The sequence below is a fragment of the Tabrizicola sp. genome (assembly GCF_041911175.1).
Taxonomy (GTDB): Bacteria; Pseudomonadota; Alphaproteobacteria; order Rhodobacterales; family Rhodobacteraceae; genus Tabrizicola.
This window is the reverse complement of sequence record NZ_JAYRPN010000105.1, coordinates 1-20,201: the sequence shown is the minus strand read 5'-3', so window position 1 is coordinate 20,201 and position 20,201 is coordinate 1. Positions and strand designations below refer to the sequence as shown.

Here is a 20,201-nt window from a genome sequence, read left to right as displayed (position 1 = left end):
GCCGGAAGGCACCGAGATGGTGATGCCGGGCGACAACCTGAAGTTCGAGGTCGAGCTGATCGCCCCGATCGCGATGGAGGAGAAACTGCGCTTCGCCATCCGCGAAGGCGGCCGCACCGTCGGCGCTGGCGTCGTCTCGAAGATCATCGCCTGATCACTGCGCGCGTCCAGGGCGCGAAAGCTTCAAACGACAGGACGGCGGCCCAGGCGGGCCGCCGTTCTTCTTTTCCGGTTGACGGCAATCACATGCTGGTCACGACACCGGAGCGGCCCGTAGGCCGGGATTACGGTGTCGCGACTCTGCAAATTCGGTTACCCTGCAGCAGCACGTTTTCCTTCGTTCCTTTCATCGCGAGGTTTCACGTCATGGCCTACACTGCCGCGACTGCCGTTTCCTTTTGCCAACGCCAGATGGGTCGCTACAGGGACGGGGAATGCTGGACCCTGGTGGAAGATGCCGTCGTCGGGGCGGGGGGAAAATCCTCGCGCGTCCTGACCCCGCGCTTTTCGGCCCATGCCTCGTTCGTCTGGGGCAGCGTGGTGCAAAGCAACGGCCTGCAGGCGGGCGATGTGCTGCAGTTCAGCGGCTACAGCTGGACCCGCACGACCGACACCGATGTGACGAACCCGGACGGCAGCGGGACAACCAACCAGACGGTTGCAACCGAAACACGCGGCATGCCGCAGCATACGGCCCTGGTCGTGCGCGTCGTGTCGACCGGGATCGTCGAGGTGATCGAACAGAACATCCCGCCCGCGACCGGCCCGGTGCAGACCCTCACCCTGGTGCTGACCGCCCCGGCGCAAAGCGTGACGACCACCCGCACGCCGCATCCGTCCGGGGGCGATACGGTCACGATCGTCACTGTCACCGACCGCGTCACAAACCCGCCGCGCTGCTACCGGCCCATTGCGGCCTGACCCACGTTGCAGGCCCTCCGGGCAAGGGGTTCACCCGCCCCCGCCAATCCTGCACCGGCCCGCCGCCCGCTTCCGCCTACCTGCGGCCTTCTGCCGACGCGCGCCGCATCTGCCAGCCGAACCGCACGCCCGGGTGCTCCTTGATCTGCATGAGCATCGACTTGAACGCGGCGCGGGGGACCATGCCCTCGTGCCAGCGCGCCGCCTCGCGCACGCGGGCCATGAGCTTGCCGTCGGTCAGCGTGTCCACCCGCGCCGCCGCCAGCGCCTGTTCAGTCACCGGGGCCACAGACAGGAACACCAGTCCCACCTTCGGCACATGGGCCAGAGGCAGGAAATGCTCGCGCAATCCCACCATCTGCGCCGGAAGCCAGGGCTGCACCGCCATCAGGTAGTCCTGTTGCACCAGGATCGACCGCCCCGGCACCAGCGCCGGGAAGAACTGATCCGCGATGTGGTCAGCCATCGCCGAGCCTTTTGCCGCGTCCACCGACAGGATCTCGATCGGCCCGCCGGTCCAGAGCTTCTCGCCGATATCGCCCACATGCAGGGTCACATGGTCCGCCCAGGGCGCCAGATGCCGCCGCACCACCGGCAGAAGGTCGGCGTCATCTGCCTCTGGCAGCGGCTCGTCGGGCAGGAAGCGCGACCAGTAGGCGCGCGAGGAGCGGAAGCGGTCATAGCTGTGGACGTGAAACGGATGCCCCGACAGCGCCAGCCCTGACAGGAGCCGCGCCGCAGAGCCACCCGCATAGGCGCCAAGGTCGACCGTCGCCCCCAGACCCTTCGCCCGGCGGCCCAGCCAGTGGTAGAGGCACCCCTCCTCGCGCGTCAGCATCGTCGGCACTTCTGCCGCGACCCCCAGATCGGCGTCCGGCACGGCCTGCCAGGGGCGAGCTGCGAACTCCTCCATGATCTCCGTCACCGGCTGCACACGCATCCTCCCGCCTCGCGCCCAACCTTAGGACCACCGACGCCGGGCCGCCAGCCAGACGCCCGCCCGGGAACGTGTGACCTGTTGCGAGAATCCCTTGACCTCCCGCCGCGCCTGCCGTAACCCGGCCTCCGCGTAGGGGTATAGCTCAGCTGGTAGAGCGACGGTCTCCAAAACCGTAGGTCGAGGGTTCGAAACCTTCTGCCCCTGCCATCTCTCTCCAACAGCCTGTGGGACACCGATCGGTCGCAATGCGCCGATGTGGGAACCCGTTGCGGTGCCGGACGTTCCTTCACCAGCAAACCCCATTGCAGGAACACGGAGAAACGCATGTCCAACAAGCGCAACCTCGCCGCCACGGCCCTGATCGCCCTGCTGTCCACCCCGCTCCATGCGGCGGTCGACAATGTGGCCAGGATCGATGCGACAGTCGACGTCTCGGCCATCAAGGATACCCAGGCGGCGACCTTCTGGGCGAACCTTGAAGCCGACCTGGAAAATGCCATTGCCGCACGCCTGACCGACCGTCTGGCTTCCAAGGAAGCCAAGCCGGACGCCGACGGCAAGATCGACGGCGCACAGATCATCGTCGACATCAACGAGGTCGAACTGGCCAGCGCCTTCGAGCGCGAGCTGAACCTTGGCGATGCCGTGCTGGTTGGCGACGTGACGATCCGCGACGACACCGACATGGCGAACACCGACACCTACGAGCTGACCGTCTCGCTGGAGAATGCGAAGGTCGTGGTGCCGGAGGGCACGATGCTGGTCCTCTCGACCGATACCGGCGAAGCCTACAAGCGTCTGGTCGAGGCCTTTGCCGACGGGGTCGTGAGCCGCCTGAAGTAAGCCTTGGCCACCCTCTGCGCCCCGCCGGTCCCAAGGGGCCGCAGAGGACTGACGGCTGGCCGGGCCCGGTTTCAAGCCGGGTCCGGTCGCTTCCTGCAGGAACCCTGGCCTGTCATTTTCAGGTAACGCCTTGATTCAACGGCCATCGCACATCTACTGGCAGTCGACATGTCCCGATCCCGGTTGCCCCGGCTTGAAATCTTCCCGGCAAAGCCGTATCTCGACCAGCAACCAACACCGGAATCCCCATGTCGACGATAAACCCCGTCCAGTTCCTCCAGCAGGTCCGCACCGAAGTGTCCAAGGTGGTCTGGCCCACCCGGCGCGAGGTTTTGCTGACCACCGTGATGGTCTTCATCCTTTCGGCGCTTGCCGCGACCTTCTTCAGCCTGGTCGACATGGTGATCCGCACCGGCCTGCACTACATCATCGGCGGCTGACCCCGGTTCCCTCTTGAATTGGGGCGGTGCAGGGGGTAGACCCCCGGCCAACCAAAGGGACACCGGCGCGCATCGATTCGGGGTGCGCGCTGTTTTTTGTTCCGGGACCGGACGAAGACAGGGCCGAATGGCCCGGGCAGCAAGGAAGCAGGCAGATGGCGAAGCGCTGGTATTCGGTAAGCGTTCTCTCGAATTTCGAGAAGAAAGTCGCCGAGCAGATCAAGACCGCCGTCACCGACGCGGGGCTTGAGGAAGAGATCGACGAAGTGCTGGTCCCGACCGAAGAGGTCATCGAGGTCCGCCGCGGCAAGAAGGTCACCTCCGAGCGCCGCTTCATGCCGGGCTATGTCCTGGTCCATATGGAAATGTCCAGCCGCGGCTACCACCTGATCTCGTCGATCAACCGCGTCACCGGCTTCCTGGGGCCCCAGGGCAAGCCGATGCCGATGCGGGACGCGGAAGTGAACGCGATCCTGAACCGGGTCGAGGAAGGCCTGGAGGCGCCGCGCAACCTGATCCGCTTCGACATCGGCGAAACGGTGCAGGTCACCGACGGCCCGTTCGAAGGCTTCGCCGGCATGGTCGAGGACGTGGACGAAGCCCACAGCCGCCTGAAGGTCACCGTGTCGATCTTCGGCCGGGCGACGCCGGTGGAACTGGAATTCACTCAGGTCTCCAAGGGGGTCTGAGGAATCGTGGAAGGCGAGCGTCCCGGACCTGATCCGGGATGACGGACCGGACCACTAAACCGCGCTTTCGGGCGCAGTGACAAAGGAGAGGCCAGATGGCCAAGAAGATTATCGGCAGCCTCAAGCTGCAAGTCAAAGCCCAGCAGGCGAACCCGTCGCCCCCGGTCGGCCCGGCCCTCGGCCAGCGCGGCCTGAACATCATGGCCTTCGTGAAGGAATTCAACGCGAAGACCGCCGACATTCCGCCGGGCACCCCCACGCCCGTCGTCATCACCTACTACCAGGACAAGTCGTTCAGCCTCGAGCTGAAGACGGCCCCGGCCTCGTTCCTGGTCAAGCAGGCTGCCGGCCTGCCGCCGGTCGGCAAGCGTTCGCGCGCCAAGGGCTCGACCAAGCCGGGCCGTGAAGTCGCCGGTACGATCACCGCGGCGCAACTCCGCAAGATCGCCGAGACCAAGATGAAGGACCTGAACGCCAACTCCGTGGAAGCTGCGATGCAGATCATCCTCGGCTCGGCCAAGTCCTGCGGCATCGAAGTGAAGGGCTGATCATCATGGCAAAGATCGCAAAACGCATCGCCAAGGCGAACGAAGCCTTCGCCGGCAAGGCCAACATCTCCGTCGAAGACGCGGTGAAGCTGATCAAGGGCGCGGCCTCGGCCAAGTTCGACGAAACCGTCGAGATCGCGATGAACCTGGGCGTCGACCCGCGTCACGCCGACCAGATGGTCCGTGGCGTCGTGGCCCTGCCGAACGGCACCGGCAAGACCGTCCGCGTCGCCGTCTTCGCCCGTGGCGCCAAGGCTGACGAAGCCAAGGCCGCCGGTGCGGACATCGTCGGTGCGGAAGACCTGATGGAGCAGATCCAGCAGGGCAACCTGAACTTCGACCGCTGCATCGCGACCCCGGACCTGATGCCGCTGGTCGGCCGCCTGGGCAAGATCCTCGGCCCGCGCAACCTGATGCCGAACCCGAAGGTCGGCACCGTGACGATGGACGTGAAAGCGGCCGTCGAGGGTGCCAAGGGCGGCGAGGTCCAGTTCAAGGTCGAGAAGGCCGGCGTGATCCACGCGGGCGTCGGCAAGGTCTCGTTCGACGAGGGCAAGCTGGCCCAGAACATCCGCGCCTTCGTGGACGCGGTGTCGAAGGCCAAGCCGTCGGGCGCGAAAGGCACCTACCTGAAGAAGGTGTCGCTGTCGTCCACGATGGGCCCCGGCGTGTCGGTCGACATCTCGTCGGCGACCCAGGCCTGAAGGATCGGTGCGCTGTAGCGCACCCTACGAAATCCCGATGCCTTCGGGCAAAGGGTTAGCCGGGCGGAAACGCCCGGTTCTGTCCGAGACGGTGGGTGGCGCGCAAACGCCATAAATCCTGCCCGAGATGGGGAACGAGATTGAAGGCACCTTCGGGTGATCTTGGTTTCGGGAACCGTTACGGACCCGACGCCCCTTGCAAGGGGGCAAACATGAGCCGGGGGGAAACCCCCAACCTTGGAGTGAAACTGTGGATAGAGCCCAGAAAGAGAAAGTGGTCGAGGAACTCGGCCAGATCTTCGAAAGCTCTGGCGTTGTGGTGGTTGCCCACTACACCGGGATGACGGTTGCACAGATGCAGGACCTGCGCGCGAAGCTTCGCGACGTGGGCGGGTCCGTCCGCGTTGCCAAGAACACGCTCGCCAAGATCGCCCTTGAAGGGAAGCCCGCTGCAAAGATGGGTGATCTCCTCACGGGCATGACCGTGCTGTCCTTCTCGGAAGACCCCGTGGCTGCGGCCAAGGTCTGCGAGGCCTACGCCAAGTCGAACGACAAGTTCGTCATCATCGGCGGGGCAATGGGCGACACGGTTCTGGACCAGGCCGGTGTCAAGGCTGTCGCGTCCATGCCGTCGCGCGAAGAGCTTATCGCTCAGATCGTGTCGTGCATCGGTGCGCCTGCCGCCAACATCGCCGGGGCCATTGGTGCGCCTGCGTCGAACATCGCGAGCATCCTGTCGACCATCGAGGAAAAGGCTGCCGCCTGATCCCATGCCCGGTGTGGTTGAACCCCGCATCGTTGGAACCCATCTTAACAAACGGAACTGAAAAATGGCTGATCTGAACAAACTCGCCGAAGAGATCGTTGGTCTGACCCTCCTGCAAGCTCAGGAACTGAAGACCATCCTGAAAGACAAGTACGGCATCGAGCCCGCTGCTGGCGGCGCGGTGATGATGGCTGGTCCGGCTGCTGGCGCGGCTGCCCCGGCTGAAGAAGAAAAGACCGAGTTCGACGTCGTCCTGACCGACGCCGGCGCGAACAAGATCAACGTGATCAAGGTCGTGCGCGAACTGACGGGCCTCGGGCTGAAAGAAGCCAAGGACCTGACCGAAGCTGGCGGCAAGATCAAGGAAGGCGTCTCGAAAGCCGACGCCGAAGCGATGAAGAAGAAGTTCGAAGAAGCTGGCGCCAAGGCCGAGCTGAAGTAATCGGACATCGGGGGCAACCCCGCGCAAACTGCAGGGCTGGGGCCGAGGAATTCGGTCCCAGCCATGCGCGTCTTGGAAGGGGCTTTCGCCGGAAAGCCTCTCCCCAGACGCGATGGGGTTCGGGAGCCACCCTTCGGGACGGGCGGCACGAATGGAACCCTTCGGTCTCTTCGCAAGCGGTGCGCGCCCGTGGCCCGACGGGTGGTGCGCCAGCGAAAAATGAAAGGTACAGACGAACATGGCGCAAGCTTATGTTGGCCAGAAACGCGTCCGCCGTTACTTCGGCAAGATCCGCGAAGTTCTGGAGATGCCGAACCTGATCGAGGTTCAGAAATCCTCCTATGACCTGTTCCTGCGGTCCGGCGACAGCGACAAGCCGCTGGACGGCGAAGGCATCCAGGGCACGTTCCAGTCGGTCTTCCCGATCAAGGATTTCAACGAGACTTCGGTCCTGGAATTCGTCAAGTACGAGCTGGAAAAGCCGAAATACGACGTGGACGAATGCCAGCAGCGCGACATGACCTATGCCGCACCCCTGAAGGTGACGCTGCGCCTGATCGTGTTCGATGTCGATGAAACCACCGGGGCACGGTCGGTCAAGGACATCAAGGAACAGGACGTCTACATGGGCGACATGCCCCTGATGACCTCGAACGGCACGTTCATCGTGAACGGCACCGAACGGGTGATCGTCAGCCAGATGCACCGCTCTCCGGGCGTGTTCTTCGACCATGACAAGGGCAAGACCCATTCCTCGGGCAAACTTCTGTTCGCCTGCCGCATCATCCCGTATCGCGGCTCGTGGCTGGACTTCGAGTTCGACGCCAAGGATGTGGTCTTCGCCCGCATCGACCGCCGCCGGAAACTGCCGGTGACGACGCTGCTCTATGCGCTTGGCATGGACCAGGAAGGCATCATGGATGCCTATTACGAAACCATCAACTTCCGCCATGTGAAGAACAAGGGCTGGGTCACCAAGTTCTTCCCGTCGCGCGTGTCGGGCACCCGGCCGACCTATGATCTCGTGGATGCCGCCACCGGCGAAGTCATCCTGAAGGCGGGCGAAAAAGCCACGCCGCGGATGGTGAAGAAGTGGAAGGACGAGGGCGTCGTCACCGACCTTCTGGTCCCGTTCGACCACATCCTCGGCCGCTATGTCGCCAAGGACATCATCAACGAGGAAACCGGCGAGATCTGGGTCGAGGCCGGCGATGAGCTGACCTGGGAACTGGACCGCGACGGCGAAGTCAAGGGCGGCACCGTCAAGGTCCTGCTCGACCAGGGCATCACCGACATCCCGGTCCTCGACATCGACAACGTCAACGTCGGCCCCTACATCCGCAACACGATGGCGGTCGACAAGAACATGGGCCGCGACACCGCGCTCATGGACATCTACCGCGTGATGCGCCCCGGCGAACCGCCGACCGTGGAAGCGGCCAGCGCGCTCTTCGACACGCTCTTCTTCGACAAGGAGCGGTATGACCTCTCCGCCGTCGGCCGCGTGAAGATGAACATGCGCCTCGACCTCGACAAGCCGGACACCCAGCGCACGCTGGACCGCAGCGACATCGTGGCCTGCATCAAGGCCCTGACCGAGTTGCGCGACGGCAAGGGCGAGATCGACGACATCGACCACCTCGGCAACCGCCGGGTGCGCTCGGTCGGCGAGCTGATGGAGAACCAGTACCGCGTCGGTCTGCTGCGCATGGAGCGCGCGATCAAGGAACGCATGTCGTCGGTCGAAATCGACACGATCATGCCGCAGGACCTGATCAACGCCAAACCGGCTGCAGCGGCGGTGCGCGAATTCTTCGGCTCCTCGCAGCTGTCGCAGTTCATGGACCAGACCAACCCGCTGTCCGAAGTGACGCACAAGCGCCGCCTGTCGGCTCTTGGGCCGGGCGGTCTGACCCGTGAACGTGCGGGCTTCGAAGTCCGCGACGTCCACCCGACCCACTATGGCCGGATGTGCCCGATCGAAACGCCGGAAGGCCAGAACATCGGCCTGATCAACTCGCTGGCGACTTTCGCCCGCGTGAACAAATACGGCTTCATCGAAACCCCGTATCGCAAGGTCATCGACGGCAAGGTCACGGATGACGTGGTCTACATGTCGGCCACCGAGGAAATGCGCCACACCGTCGCCCAGGCCAACGCCGGTCAGGACGCCGAGGGCCGCTTCACCGACGACCTGATCTCCAGCCGCAAGGCCGGGGAATTCATGCTGAACCCGCCGGACGCGGTCGACCTGATCGACGTCTCGCCGAAACAGCTCGTCTCGGTCGCGGCCTCGCTGATCCCGTTCCTGGAAAACGACGACGCCAACCGCGCGCTGATGGGCTCGAACATGCAGCGTCAGGCCGTGCCGCTCTTGCAATCCGATGCCCCCTTCGTCGGCACCGGGATCGAGGCGGTCGTCGCCCGTGATAGCGGCGCCGCCATCATGGCCCGTCGCGCCGGGGTGATCGACCAGGTCGACGCGACCCGTATCGTCGTGCGCGCCACCGAGATGCTGGAACCGGGTGAACCGGGCGTCGACATCTACCGCCTGCGCAAGTTCAAGCGCTCCAACCAGTCCTCCTGCATCAACCAGCGCCCGCTGGTGAAGGTGGGCGACACGGTGAAGCGTGGCGAAGTCGTCGCCGACGGCCCCTGCACTGATTTCGGCGAACTGGCTCTGGGCCGGAACGTCGTCGTCGCGTTCATGCCCTGGAACGGCTACAACTACGAAGACTCGATCCTGATCTCCGAGCGTATCCTCAAGGATGACGTCTTCACCTCGATCCATATCGAGGAATACGAAGTCGCCGCCCGTGACACCAAGCTTGGGCCCGAGGAAATCACCCGCGACATCCCGAACGTCGGCGAGGAGGCGCTCCGCAACCTCGACGAAGCGGGCATCGTCTATATCGGGGCCGAAGTGCAGCCGGGCGATATCCTGGTCGGCAAAATCACCCCCAAGGGCGAAAGCCCGATGACGCCGGAAGAGAAACTCCTCCGCGCCATCTTCGGTGAAAAGGCCTCGGACGTCCGCGACACCTCGCTGCGGCTGCCCCCGGGCGCCTATGGCACCATCGTGGAAGTCCGCGTCTTCAACCGCCACGGCGTCGACAAGGACGAACGCGCCCTGCAGATCGAGCGTGAGGAAGTCGAACGCCTCGCCCGCGACCGCGACGACGAGCTGACCATTCTGGAGCGCAACATCTACGCGCGCCTGAAATCGCTGATCATGGGCAAGGCTGCCGTGAAAGGGCCGAAAGGCATCAAGGCTGGCTCGACCATCGACGAGGAACTGCTCGGCACGCTGTCGCGCGGCCAGTGGTGGCAGCTTGCTCTGGGTGAGGAAGCCGACGCCAAGGAAGTCGAAGCCCTGCACGATCAGTTCGAAGCGCAGAAGCGCGCGCTGGATCACCGTTTCGACGACAAGGTCGAAAAGGTGCGCCGTGGCGACGACCTGCCTCCGGGCGTGATGAAGATGGTCAAGGTCTTCGTCGCGGTGAAGCGCAAGCTGCAGCCGGGCGACAAGATGGCCGGCCGTCACGGCAACAAGGGCGTCATCTCCAAGGTCGTGCCGGTGGAAGACATGCCGTTCCTGATGGACGGCACTCCGGTCGATCTGGTGCTGAACCCGCTCGGCGTGCCGTCGCGGATGAACGTGGGCCAGATCCTCGAAACCCACATGGGCTGGGCCGCGCGCGGCCTGGGCCTGAAGATCGACGAGGCGCTGAAGGAATATCGCCGCTCCGGCGACATGACTCCGGTGCGCGAGGCTGTCCGTCTGGCCTATGGCGACGAGACCTACGAAGAGGCCTTCGCGGGCCGCGACGAGGACGAGTTCCTGGAACTGGCGGGCAACGTGACCAAGGGCGTGCCGATCGCGACCCCGGTCTTCGACGGCGCCAAGGAATCCGACGTGAACGACGCCCTGACCCGCGCGGGCTTTGACACCTCGGGCCAGTCCGTGGTGTTCGACGGCCGCACGGGCGAGCAGTTCCAGCGCAAGGTGACGGTGGGCGTGAAATACATGCTCAAGCTGCACCACCTGGTCGACGACAAGCTGCACGCCCGGTCCACCGGCCCGTACAGCCTCGTCACGCAGCAGCCGCTGGGTGGTAAAGCCCAGTTTGGCGGCCAGCGTCTCGGCGAGATGGAGGTCTGGGCTCTGGAAGCCTACGGCGCCGCCTACACCCTGCAGGAAATGCTGACGGTGAAGTCGGACGACGTGGCGGGCCGGACCAAGGTCTACGAGTCGATCGTCAAGGGCGAGGACAACTTCGAGGCCGGCGTGCCGGAATCGTTCAACGTTCTCGTCAAGGAAGTGCGGGGCCTCGGCCTCAACATGGAACTCCTGGATGCGGAGGAGGAGTGAGCGCGAGTCGGGGTGAACCCCGACCTACGTAGGGCGGGGTTCACCCCGCCACACTTCTCCGACTGCCCCCTTTCAAGGATTTGGAAATGAACCAGGAACTCTCGACCAACCCGTTCAACCCGGTTGCTCCGGTCAAGACCTTCGACGAGATCAAGATCTCTCTGGCCTCGCCGGAGCGGATCCTGTCTTGGTCCTATGGCGAGATCAAGAAGCCGGAAACCATCAACTACCGGACCTTCAAGCCCGAGCGTGACGGCCTGTTCTGCGCCCGCATCTTCGGGCCGATCAAGGATTACGAATGCCTCTGCGGCAAATACAAGCGCATGAAATATCGCGGCGTCGTCTGCGAGAAATGCGGCGTGGAAGTCACGCTGCAGAAGGTGCGGCGCGAACGGATGGGCCATATCGAACTGGCCGCGCCCGTCGCCCACATCTGGTTCCTGAAGTCGCTCCCGTCCCGCATCGGCCTGATGCTCGACATGACGCTGCGCGATCTGGAACGCATCCTCTACTTCGAAAACTACGTCGTGATCGAGCCGGGTCTGACCGACCTGACCTATGCCCAGATGCTGACCGAGGAAGAATACCTCGACGCGCAGGACCAGTATGGCGCCGACGCCTTCACCGCCAACATCGGTGCTGAAGCGATCCGCGAAATGCTGGCCGCGATCGATCTCGACGCGACGGCTGAACAGCTGCGTGAGGAGCTGAAGGAAGCCACGGGCGAGTTGAAGCCGAAGAAGATCATCAAGCGGCTGAAGATCGTTGAATCGTTCCTCGAATCCGGCAACCGCCCGGAATGGATGATCCTGACCGTCCTGCCGGTGATCCCGCCGGAACTGCGCCCGCTGGTCCCGCTGGACGGTGGCCGTTTCGCGACCTCCGACCTGAACGACCTTTACCGCCGGGTCATCAACCGCAACAACCGCCTGAAGCGCCTGATCGAGCTTCGCGCGCCGGACATCATCGTCCGCAACGAAAAGCGGATGCTGCAAGAGGCGGTCGACGCGCTCTTCGACAACGGCCGTCGCGGCCGCGTGATCACGGGCACCAACAAGCGCCCGCTGAAGTCGCTGTCCGACATGCTGAAAGGCAAGCAGGGCCGGTTCCGCCAGAACCTCCTCGGCAAGCGCGTCGACTTCTCGGGCCGGTCGGTCATCGTGACCGGGCCGGAACTGAAACTGCACCAGTGCGGGTTGCCGAAGAAGATGGCGCTCGAACTCTTCAAGCCGTTCATCTACTCGCGGCTTGAAGCCAAAGGCCTGTCCTCCACCGTGAAGCAGGCGAAAAAGCTGGTCGAAAAGGAACGGCCCGAGGTCTGGGACATCCTGGATGAAGTCATCCGCGAACACCCGGTTCTCCTCAACCGCGCGCCGACGCTGCACCGCCTTGGCATCCAGGCCTTCGAACCGATCCTGATCGAAGGCAAGGCGATCCAGCTGCACCCGCTGGTCTGCTCGGCCTTCAACGCCGACTTCGACGGCGACCAGATGGCCGTTCACGTCCCGCTGAGCCTTGAGGCCCAGCTGGAAGCGCGCGTCCTGATGATGTCCACGAACAACGTCCTCTCGCCCGCCAACGGCGCGCCGATCATCGTGCCGTCGCAGGACATGGTCCTCGGCCTCTACTACGTCACGATGGAGCGCAAGGGGATGCAGGGTGAAGGCATGGCCTTCGCCGACATCGAGGAAGTGGAGCATGCCCTCGCGGCAGGCGCCGTCCACCTGCACGCCCGCATCAAGGCCCGTCTGAAACAGGTCGACGAAACCGGCAACATCGTCTGGAAGCGCTACGAGACCACCCCAGGCCGCCTGCGTCTGGGCAACCTCCTGCCCCTGAACGCGAAAGCCCCGTTCGAACTGGTCAACCGCCTTCTGCGCAAGAAGGACGTGCAAACCGTCATCGACACCGTCTACCGCTACTGCGGCCAGAAGGAATCGGTGATCTTCTGCGACCAGATCATGACCCTCGGCTTCCGCGAAGCCTTCCGCGCCGGGATTTCCTTCGGCAAGGACGACATGGTGATCCCCGATACCAAGTGGACCATCGTGAACGAGGTCAAGGACCAGGTCGCCGGCTTCGAACAGCAGTACCTCGACGGCCTGATCACCCAGGGCGAGAAGTACAACAAGGTCGTCGACGCCTGGACCAAGTGCAACGACAAGGTGACCGAGGCCATGATGGCCACGATCTCCGCCGTCCGCCACGACGCCAACGGCGCCGAACGCGAGCCGAACTCGGTCTACATGATGGCCCACTCCGGCGCCCGGGGCTCGGTCATCCAGATGAAGCAGCTCGGGGGCATGCGCGGCCTGATGGCCAAGCCGAGCGGAGAGATCATCGAGACGCCGATCATCTCGAACTTCAAGGAAGGTCTGACCGTTCTTGAATACTTCAACTCGACCCACGGCGCCCGGAAGGGCCTGTCCGACACCGCGCTCAAGACCGCGAACTCGGGCTATCTGACCCGTCGTCTGGTCGACGTCGCGCAGGACTGCATCATCCGCGTCCACGATTGCGGCACCGAACAGTCGATCACGGCCTCGGCCGCGGTCAACGACGGTGAGGTGATCGTGCCGATGGGCGAGCGTGTCCTGGGTCGCGTCGCCGCCGATGACGTCACCGTCCCCGGCACCGGAGAAGTGCTGGTGGCGAAGGGCGAGCTGATCGACGAACGCCGCGCCGACCTGATCAACGGGTCGGGCGTTGCTTCGATCCGCATCCGCAGCCCGCTCACCTGCGAGGCCGAAGAGGGCGTCTGCGCGCTCTGCTACGGTCGCGACCTGGCGCGCGGTACGCTGGTCAACATCGGCGAGGCGGTCGGCATCATCGCCGCCCAGTCGATCGGCGAACCCGGCACCCAGCTGACGATGCGGACCTTCCACATCGGCGGCGTGGCCCAGGGCGGCCAGCAGTCGTTCCTGGAAGCCAGCCAGGAAGGCAAGATCGAGTTCCGCAACGCCAACCTCCTGAAGAACGCCACAGGCGAGCAGATCGTCATCGGCCGGAACATGAGCGTGGCGATCATCGACGAGGCGGGCCAGGAACGGGCCGCCCACAAGCTGACCTATGGTGCGAAGCTGCACGTCAAGGAAGGCGAAACCGTCAAGCGCGGCACCAAGCTCTTCGAATGGGACCCCTTCACCCTGCCGATCATCGCCGAAAAGGCGGGGGTCGCCCGGTTCAAGGATCTTGTCGCGGGGATCTCGGTCCGCGAGGAAACCGACGATGCCACCGGCATGACCCAGAAGATCGTCTCGGACTGGCGGAGCGTGCCGAAAGGCGGCGACCTCAAGCCCGAGATCATCGTGATGGACCCGGCCTCGGGCGACCCGGTGCGCGGCGACAACGGCAACCCGATCACCTATGCCATGTCGGTGGACGCGATCCTTTCCGTCGAGGACGGCCAGGAACTGCGGCCCGGCGACGTGGTGGCGCGTATCCCGCGCGAAGGTGCCAAGACCAAGGACATCACCGGGGGTCTGCCCCGCGTGGCGGAACTGTTCGAAGCCCGTCGTCCGAAGGACCACGCGATCATCGCGGAAACCGACGGCTATGTCCGCTTCGGCAAGGACTACAAGTCCAAGCGCCGGATCACGGTCGAGCCGGTGGACGAGACGCTGCAGGCGGTCGAATACATGATCCCGAAGGGCAAGCACATTCCGGTCCAGGAAGGTGACTTCGTCCAGAAGGGCGACTACATCATGGACGGCAACCCGGCTCCGCATGACATCCTGCGGATCATGGGGATCGAGGCGCTGGCGAACTACATGATCGACGAAGTGCAGGACGTCTATCGCCTGCAGGGCGTGAAGATCAACGACAAGCACATCGAGGTCATCGTTCGCCAGATGCTGCAGAAGTTCGAAATCCTCGACTCGGGCGACACGACGCTTCTGAAGGGCGAACAGGTCGAGAAGATCGAGCTGGACGAAGAGAATGCCAAGGCCAACGCCCGTGGCGGCCGCGAGGCGAAAGCCGAGCCGGTCCTCCTCGGGATCACCAAGGCGTCCTTGCAGACCCGGTCCTTCATCTCGGCGGCCTCGTTCCAGGAGACCACGCGCGTCCTCACCGAGGCTTCGGTGCAGGGCAAGCGCGACAAGCTGCTGGGGCTGAAGGAAAACGTCATCGTCGGCCGGCTGATCCCGGCCGGGACGGGTGGCGCGACCAGCCGCGTGAAGAAGATCGCGTCCGACCGCGACCAGACCGTCATCGAGGCCCGCCGGTCGGAGGCCGAAGAGGCCGCCGCCCTGGCAGCCCCCATGGCGGTGATGGAACCCGAGCTGGACACCGATTTCGACTCGGGCCTCGTCGACACGGTGGAAAGCCGCGACTGATCCCCACGCTTTCGGACAGAGTACATCACCCCCGCCGGTCGCAAGACCGGCGGGGGTTTCTATTTTGGGGCTTCGCAGTTGTGCTGGGAAGCCACCGGCATTGCGGCACTTCGTGAAACCCGATACGGTAGTCCAATGGAACACCGCAGGAAGCCAGGATGAGCGTGCATAAGCAAAGTGTCAGCTTCACCGACGCGGCTTTCGCCTTCGCCCGTGATCTCGTCGAGGCTGGTGAATATCCGAACGTCAGCGCCGCCGTCTCCGGTGAACTTTCCCGCGCCAAAGCCGCGAGGGATCGTGACCGCGTGCTCCTTGAAGCCGAAGTGCAACGCCGCCTCGCCCTGCCGCCTGATCAATGGGAGCCGGTGGCACCGCTTGACAGCTTCACCTCCCGGGCGCGCGAGCATCTGGCGAAATTGAGGTCCGAGCAGCGCGCGAAGTCTTGATGCGGCAAAGCAAGCACCCGCTGGTCGAACAGGACCTGATCGGGATCATCGAGCATATTGTGGAAGTGACGCATGGCGACCTCGAAGCGGCGCTGCGACGGCTGGATGAAGTCGACGCGCTCCTGCGCGAGATCGCGGAGGCCCCGAGCTCGGGTATGCGCCTCTCCGGGCCGCTCGACGGCTGGCTCGTCCGTCACGGCGGTCGGGGCAATCGCCTGACCATCGTCTTCCGCCTCGATGGCCGACGCGAGTGTCTTATGGTCGCCCTTGTGGCGTTCGGCGCAAGAGACTGGATGGCTTTGGGCGAAAGCAGGATTGACTCTGACTTCTAGCGTACGAACGCCGAGCCGGTTGGCGCTTGCGCCGGAGGCGAGACAAAAGGCTTGCGCGACAGCGCTCAACTCGAAAGCCGCCCCCACCCCACGCGGCGGTCCAAACCTTACCCCCCGGTTAATGCCCGCGCCTAACCCCTTGAGTCCAAAGACCTCGAAAATCTGTCCACCGTGGACACTTCCCCTTCCCCCCGCCGCCTGCTACCCAAGGCCGGACAGTGAAGGATCCCGCCTTGCCCCCCTCCGAGAACCTCCGCGGCATCCTCCTGATGTGCGCCTCGATGGCTGCCTTCACGATCAACGACACCTTCATGAAATCGGTCACCCAGAGCCTGCCGCTCTATCAGACCATCGGCCTCCGGGGCCTGATCGCCGTCCTGGGCCTCACCATCCTCTGCCTCGCGACCGGGGCCTTCCGGTTCCGCCTGAACCGCCGCGACGGCTGGCTGATCCTCCTGCGCTCGCTGGCCGACGTTGCCGCCACCATCACCTTCCTGACCGCGCTCCTCCACATGCCGATCGCGAACCTCTCCGCGATCCTCCAGGCCCTGCCGCTCCTCATCACCCTCGGCGCGGCGCTGGTCTATGGTGACAAGATCGGCTGGCGGCGGATGACCGCCATCCTTGTCGGCCTGATCGGCGTTCTGATCATCATCCGCCCGGGGACCGAGGGCTTCGACCGCTGGTCGCTCCTCGGCCTTGCCTCGGTCGCCTGCGTGGTGGTCCGCGACCTGTCCGTCCGCCCGCTGCAGGGCCATATCCCCTCGACCCTCGTCGCGCTCGGGGCCGCGGTCGCCGTCACCCTGATGGGCTGGACCGGCACCGTTTTCGAGGGCTGGCAGGCCCCGACACCCTGGGAAGCCACCCGCATCCTTGGCGCCGGGCTGTTCCTCATCGTCGGCTACCTCTCCTCGGTCAGCGCCATGCGGCACGGCGACATCGGCCTCGTCGCCCCGTTCCGCTATACCTCGCTCCTCTGGGCCATCGTCCTGGGCTTCCTCGTCTTCGGCAACCTGCCCGACGGCTGGACCCTGTTTGGCGCGGCCATCGTGGTCGCCGCCGGTCTTTTCACCCTCTGGCGCGAGCGGGCCCTGCGGCGCCAGAAGGCCTGACCGGCGGGGCAGGGGTCCTCATTGACACCCCAGGCGATTCCTCCTATACGCCCGCCATCCCGAACCCGGTCGCGACCGGGACAAGGGGTCAGAGCGCTTGAAGTGGTCATGATCCGGGCCTGAACCGCCCCGATCCTCTGGAATTCCACCGCGTCATCTCCCGCAAGGGCGATGGGTGCGGTGTTCGTGTTTTGCGATTCGCGCAAGGCACGGTCGAGAAGCGGCGCCTCCACACGGCTAGGGGGGCGAGTATCGAAACGAGGAACGTGAATGCCGACGATTCAACAGCTGATCCGGAAACCCCGGGAAGCAGCGCCGCGGAAGTCCAAGTCGCAGCACCTGGAATCCTGCCCGCAAAAGCGTGGGGTCTGTACCCGCGTCTACACCACCACCCCGAAGAAGCCGAACTCGGCCATGCGGAAAGTCGCCAAGGTGCGCCTGACCAACGGCTTCGAGGTCATCTCCTACATCCCCGGCGAAAAGCACAACCTTCAGGAACACTCCGTCGTCCTGATCCGTGGCGGCCGGGTGAAGGACCTTCCGGGTGTGCGTTACCACATCCTCCGCGGCGTTCTGGACACCCAGGGCGTGAAAGAGCGTCGTCAGCGTCGTTCGAAATACGGCGCCAAGCGTCCGAAGTGAGGAGATAACAGATGTCCCGTCGTCACGCCGCCGAAAAGCGCGAAATCCTGCCCGATGCCAAGTTCGGCGACCGGGTGGTCACCAAGTTCATGAACAACCTGATGCTCGACGGCAAGAAATCCGTCGCCGAGTCGATCGTCTACGGCGCGCTTGACCGCGTCCAGACCCGCCTGAAGCGCCCCGCCGTCGAAGCCTTCCACGAAGCGCTCGACAACGTGAAGCCTTCGGTCGAAGTCCGCTCCCGCCGCGTCGGCGGTGCGACCTACCAGGTCCCCGTCGAAGTCCGCACCGAACGCCGCGAGGCGCTGGCGATCCGCTGGCTGATCACCGCTGCCAGGAAGCGCAACGAAAACACCATGGAAGAGCGTCTTGCCGCCGAGCTGGCCGATGCCGTGCAGAACCGCGGCACCGCCGTGAAGAAGCGCGAAGACACCCACAAGATGGCCGACGCGAACAAAGCGTTCAGCCACTACCGCTGGTAAGGGGTCATCATGGCACGCGATTATCCGCTCGACCGCTACCGCAACTTCGGGATCATTGCCCATATCGACGCGGGCAAGACCACGACCTCGGAACGCATCCTCTACTACACCGGCAAGTCCCACAAGATCGGCGAAGTCCATGACGGCGCCGCCACGATGGACTGGATGGAGCAGGAGCAGGAACGCGGCATCACCATCACCTCGGCTGCCACGACGACGTTCTGGAACCGCCAGGTCGATTCCGGTGCTGATACGTCCGACAAGTCGAAGAAGTTCCGCTTCAACATCATCGACACCCCCGGCCACGTCGACTTCACCATCGAAGTCGAACGCTCGCTGGCCGTGCTTGACGGCGCTGTCGTTCTGCTGGACGGCAACGCCGGTGTGGAGCCGCAGACCGAAACCGTGTGGCGTCAGGCTGACCGCTACAAGGTTCCGCGCATCGTCTTCGTCAACAAGATGGACAAGACCGGCGCCGACTTCTTCAAATGCGTCCGCATGATCAAGGACCGGACCGGCGCGAATGCCGTTCCCGTCGTTCTGCCGATCGGCGCGGAAGACAAGCTGGAAGGCATCATCGACCTCGTGACCATGGAAGAATGGGTCTATGAGGGCGAAGACCTGGGCGCCTCCTGGGCGCGCAAGCCGATCCGCGAGGCGCTGAAGGCCGAAGCCGACGAATGGCGCATGAACCTGGTCGAAACCGCCGTGGGTCAGGACGACGCCGCGATGGAAGCCTATCTCGAAGGCAACGAACCCGACCCGGAAACCCTGCGCGGCCTGATCCGCAAGGCAACCCTGGCGATCGACTTCATCCCGGTGATGGCCGGCTCGTCGTTCAAGAACAAGGGCGTGCAGCCCCTGCTGAACGCCGTGATCGACTATCTGCCCTCGCCCCTGGACGTGCCGCCCTACGAAGGCTTCGCCCCGGGCGACGAGACCGAAACCCGCAACATCGCGCGGTCGGCCGATGATGCCCAGCCCTTCTCGGGCCTGGCGTTCAAGATCATGAACGACCCCTTCGTCGGCTCCCTGACCTTCACCCGGATCTATTCGGGCAAGCTGGCCAAGGGCGACGCGATGCTGAACGCGACCAAGCAGCGCAAGGAACGCGTTGGCCGGATGATGATGATGCACGCCATCGAGCGTGAGGAAATCTCCGAGGCTTTTGCGGGCGACATCATCGCACTTGGCGGTCTGAAGGAAACCACCACGGGGGATACCCTGTGCGATCCGGCGGCGCCCGTCGTCCTCGAAACCATGACCTTCCCGGTCCCGGTGATCGAGATCGCGGTCGAACCGAAGACCAAGGCCGACCAGGAAAAGATGGGCATCGCTTTGGCCCGTCTGGCTGCCGAAGACCCGTCCTTCCGCGTGGAAACTGACCTGGAATCGGGCCAGACCATCATGAAGGGCATGGGCGAACTTCACCTCGACATCCTCGTCGACCGCATGCGGCGCGAGTTCAAGGTCGAGGCGAACATCGGTGCGCCGCAGGTGGCCTACCGCGAGACGATCAGCCGCGAGCATGAGATCGACTACACGCACAAGAAGCAGACCGGCGGGACCGGCCAGTTCGCGCGCGTGAAGCTGATCATCTCGCCGACCGAGCCGGGCGAAGGCTATTCGTTCGAGTCGAAGATCGTCGGTGGTGCGGTGCCGAAGGAATACATCCCCGGCGTCGAAAAGGGCATCAAGTCGGTCATGGACTCCGGTCCGCTGGCAGGCTTCCCGGTGATCGACTTCAAGGTCCAGCTGATCGACGGTGCGTTCCACGACGTCGACTCCTCGGTGCTGGCCTTCGAAATCGCCTCGCGGGCTGCGATGCGTGACGGTCTGAAGAAGGCCGGCGCGAAGCTCCTGGAACCGATCATGAAAGTCGAAGTCGTCACCCCGGAGGAATACACCGGCGGCGTCATCGGCGACCTGACCTCGCGTCGGGGCATGATCAACGGCCAGGACAGCCGCGGCAATGCGAACGTCATCGCCGCGATGGTTCCGCTGGCCAATATGTTCGGCTACATCAACCAGCTCCGCTCGATGACCTCGGGCCGCGCCGTGTTCTCGATGGAGTTCGACCACTACGACACGGTTCCGGAAAACCTGAGCCAGGAAATCCAGAAGAAATACGCTTGATCGGTGTGGCGGGGTGAACCCCGCCCTACCACCCCCGTAGGGCGGGGTT

At 64.3% G+C, this 20,201-nt stretch carries 17 protein-coding genes, 1 tRNA gene and 1 pseudogene; 18 read left to right on the top strand and 1 reads right to left on the bottom strand.

From position 1 onward, the window contains the following. Together tuf and ACE3P6_RS14485 are read left to right on the top strand one after the other, a co-directional pair. Window positions 1-154, top strand: a pseudogene (gene tuf, locus ACE3P6_RS14490) (elongation factor Tu); the annotation flags it as partial. Window positions 155-411: 257 nt separating this feature from the next. After that, on the top strand, window positions 412-921 hold the full coding sequence (locus ACE3P6_RS14485) for a hypothetical protein (RefSeq protein WP_374396292.1): 510 nt from the start codon (window positions 412-414) through the stop codon (window positions 919-921). A 76-nt stretch (window positions 922-997) separates the two neighbouring features. On the opposite strand, the gene ACE3P6_RS14480 is transcribed toward ACE3P6_RS14485, so the two are convergent. After that, a complete protein-coding gene (locus ACE3P6_RS14480; protein ID WP_374396290.1) occupies window positions 998-1,861 on the bottom strand; it encodes a hypothetical protein in 864 nt (287 codons plus the stop codon). Window positions 1,862-1,992: 131 nt separating this feature from the next. On the opposite strand from ACE3P6_RS14480, the gene ACE3P6_RS14475 reads away from it, so the two are divergent. The 16 genes from ACE3P6_RS14475 (at window position 1,993) to fusA (ending at window position 20,152) form a co-directional block, all read left to right on the top strand. After that, a tRNA-Trp gene (locus ACE3P6_RS14475) sits at window positions 1,993-2,068 on the top strand. A 117-nt stretch (window positions 2,069-2,185) separates the two neighbouring features. Continuing rightward, window positions 2,186-2,704: a hypothetical protein gene (locus ACE3P6_RS14470; protein ID WP_374396288.1), complete on the top strand. Its 519-nt coding sequence runs from the start codon at window positions 2,186-2,188 to the stop codon at window positions 2,702-2,704. 248 nt (window positions 2,705-2,952) lie between these two features. Then, the gene (gene secE, locus ACE3P6_RS14465) at window positions 2,953-3,144 is read left to right on the top strand and encodes a preprotein translocase subunit SecE (RefSeq protein ID WP_374396285.1); all 192 of its coding nucleotides are present in this window, start codon (window positions 2,953-2,955) and stop codon (window positions 3,142-3,144) included. Between the two features lie 155 nt (window positions 3,145-3,299). Then, window positions 3,300-3,833: a transcription termination/antitermination protein NusG gene (gene nusG / locus ACE3P6_RS14460; protein ID WP_374396282.1), complete on the top strand. Its 534-nt coding sequence runs from the start codon at window positions 3,300-3,302 to the stop codon at window positions 3,831-3,833. Window positions 3,834-3,928: 95 nt separating this feature from the next. Next, on the top strand, window positions 3,929-4,381 hold the full coding sequence (gene rplK / locus ACE3P6_RS14455; protein WP_374396280.1) for a 50S ribosomal protein L11: 453 nt from the start codon (window positions 3,929-3,931) through the stop codon (window positions 4,379-4,381). Window positions 4,382-4,386: 5 nt separating this feature from the next. Further along, a complete protein-coding gene (gene rplA / locus ACE3P6_RS14450; RefSeq protein ID WP_374396277.1) occupies window positions 4,387-5,085 on the top strand; it encodes a 50S ribosomal protein L1 in 699 nt (232 codons plus the stop codon). Window positions 5,086-5,335: 250 nt separating this feature from the next. After that, complete coding sequence (rplJ, locus tag ACE3P6_RS14445; protein ID WP_374396274.1) at window positions 5,336-5,851, top strand: 50S ribosomal protein L10; 516 nt, start codon at window positions 5,336-5,338, stop codon at window positions 5,849-5,851. Window positions 5,852-5,915: 64 nt separating this feature from the next. Then, on the top strand, window positions 5,916-6,293 hold the full coding sequence (gene rplL / locus ACE3P6_RS14440; protein ID WP_374396271.1) for a 50S ribosomal protein L7/L12: 378 nt from the start codon (window positions 5,916-5,918) through the stop codon (window positions 6,291-6,293). Between the two features lie 238 nt (window positions 6,294-6,531). Continuing rightward, entirely contained in the window at window positions 6,532-10,665 is a 4,134-nt protein-coding gene (gene rpoB / locus ACE3P6_RS14435; RefSeq protein ID WP_374396268.1) for a DNA-directed RNA polymerase subunit beta, read from the top strand. An 86-nt stretch (window positions 10,666-10,751) separates the two neighbouring features. After that, on the top strand, window positions 10,752-15,002 hold the full coding sequence (gene rpoC / locus ACE3P6_RS14430; RefSeq protein ID WP_374396265.1) for a DNA-directed RNA polymerase subunit beta': 4,251 nt from the start codon (window positions 10,752-10,754) through the stop codon (window positions 15,000-15,002). A gap of 158 nt (window positions 15,003-15,160) precedes the next feature. Next, window positions 15,161-15,448: a hypothetical protein gene (locus ACE3P6_RS14425; protein ID WP_374396263.1), complete on the top strand. Its 288-nt coding sequence runs from the start codon at window positions 15,161-15,163 to the stop codon at window positions 15,446-15,448. Next, window positions 15,448-15,780 (top strand): type II toxin-antitoxin system RelE/ParE family toxin, encoded by a 333-nt coding sequence (locus tag ACE3P6_RS14420; RefSeq protein ID WP_374396260.1) that lies wholly within the window; start codon window positions 15,448-15,450, stop codon window positions 15,778-15,780. The genes ACE3P6_RS14425 and ACE3P6_RS14420 overlap by 1 nt, the downstream gene beginning before the upstream one ends. Window positions 15,781-16,013: 233 nt before the next feature. Next, window positions 16,014-16,892, top strand: coding sequence for a DMT family transporter (locus ACE3P6_RS14415; protein ID WP_374396258.1), 879 nt, complete (start codon window positions 16,014-16,016; stop codon window positions 16,890-16,892). 270 nt (window positions 16,893-17,162) lie between these two features. After that, window positions 17,163-17,534 carry a 30S ribosomal protein S12 gene (gene rpsL / locus ACE3P6_RS14410; RefSeq protein WP_125325006.1) on the top strand — a complete coding sequence of 124 codons (372 nt, stop codon included), beginning with the start codon at window positions 17,163-17,165 and terminating at the stop codon, window positions 17,532-17,534. Window positions 17,535-17,545: 11 nt separating this feature from the next. Then, window positions 17,546-18,016 (top strand): 30S ribosomal protein S7, encoded by a 471-nt coding sequence (gene rpsG / locus ACE3P6_RS14405; protein ID WP_197647098.1) that lies wholly within the window; start codon window positions 17,546-17,548, stop codon window positions 18,014-18,016. Window positions 18,017-18,025: 9 nt separating this feature from the next. Beyond that, window positions 18,026-20,152, top strand: a complete 2,127-nt coding sequence (fusA, locus tag ACE3P6_RS14400; RefSeq protein ID WP_374396255.1) for an elongation factor G — start codon at window positions 18,026-18,028, stop codon at window positions 20,150-20,152. Window positions 20,153-20,201: the final 49 nt, after the last annotated feature.

Bases quoted from the DNA above. Each gene is read 5' to 3' on its own strand.
- ACE3P6_RS14485 (WP_374396292.1), top strand. From the start codon at position 412: ATGGGTCGCTACAGGGACGGGGAATGCTGGACCCTGGTGGAAGATGCC.
- ACE3P6_RS14480 (WP_374396290.1), bottom strand. From the start codon at position 1,861: ATGCGTGTGCAGCCGGTGACGGAGATCATGGAGGAGTTCGCAGCTCGC.
- ACE3P6_RS14470 (WP_374396288.1), top strand. From the start codon at position 2,186: ATGTCCAACAAGCGCAACCTCGCCGCCACGGCCCTGATCGCCCTGCTG.
- secE (WP_374396285.1), top strand. From the start codon at position 2,953: ATGTCGACGATAAACCCCGTCCAGTTCCTCCAGCAGGTCCGCACCGAA.
- nusG (WP_374396282.1), top strand. From the start codon at position 3,300: ATGGCGAAGCGCTGGTATTCGGTAAGCGTTCTCTCGAATTTCGAGAAG.
- rplK (WP_374396280.1), top strand. From the start codon at position 3,929: ATGGCCAAGAAGATTATCGGCAGCCTCAAGCTGCAAGTCAAAGCCCAG.
- rplA (WP_374396277.1), top strand. From the start codon at position 4,387: ATGGCAAAGATCGCAAAACGCATCGCCAAGGCGAACGAAGCCTTCGCC.
- rplL (WP_374396271.1), top strand. From the start codon at position 5,916: ATGGCTGATCTGAACAAACTCGCCGAAGAGATCGTTGGTCTGACCCTC.
- rpoB (WP_374396268.1), top strand. From the start codon at position 6,532: ATGGCGCAAGCTTATGTTGGCCAGAAACGCGTCCGCCGTTACTTCGGC.
- rpoC (WP_374396265.1), top strand. From the start codon at position 10,752: ATGAACCAGGAACTCTCGACCAACCCGTTCAACCCGGTTGCTCCGGTC.
- ACE3P6_RS14425 (WP_374396263.1), top strand. From the start codon at position 15,161: ATGAGCGTGCATAAGCAAAGTGTCAGCTTCACCGACGCGGCTTTCGCC.
- ACE3P6_RS14420 (WP_374396260.1), top strand. From the start codon at position 15,448: ATGCGGCAAAGCAAGCACCCGCTGGTCGAACAGGACCTGATCGGGATC.
- rpsL (WP_125325006.1), top strand. From the start codon at position 17,163: ATGCCGACGATTCAACAGCTGATCCGGAAACCCCGGGAAGCAGCGCCG.
- rpsG (WP_197647098.1), top strand. From the start codon at position 17,546: ATGTCCCGTCGTCACGCCGCCGAAAAGCGCGAAATCCTGCCCGATGCC.
- fusA (WP_374396255.1), top strand. From the start codon at position 18,026: ATGGCACGCGATTATCCGCTCGACCGCTACCGCAACTTCGGGATCATT.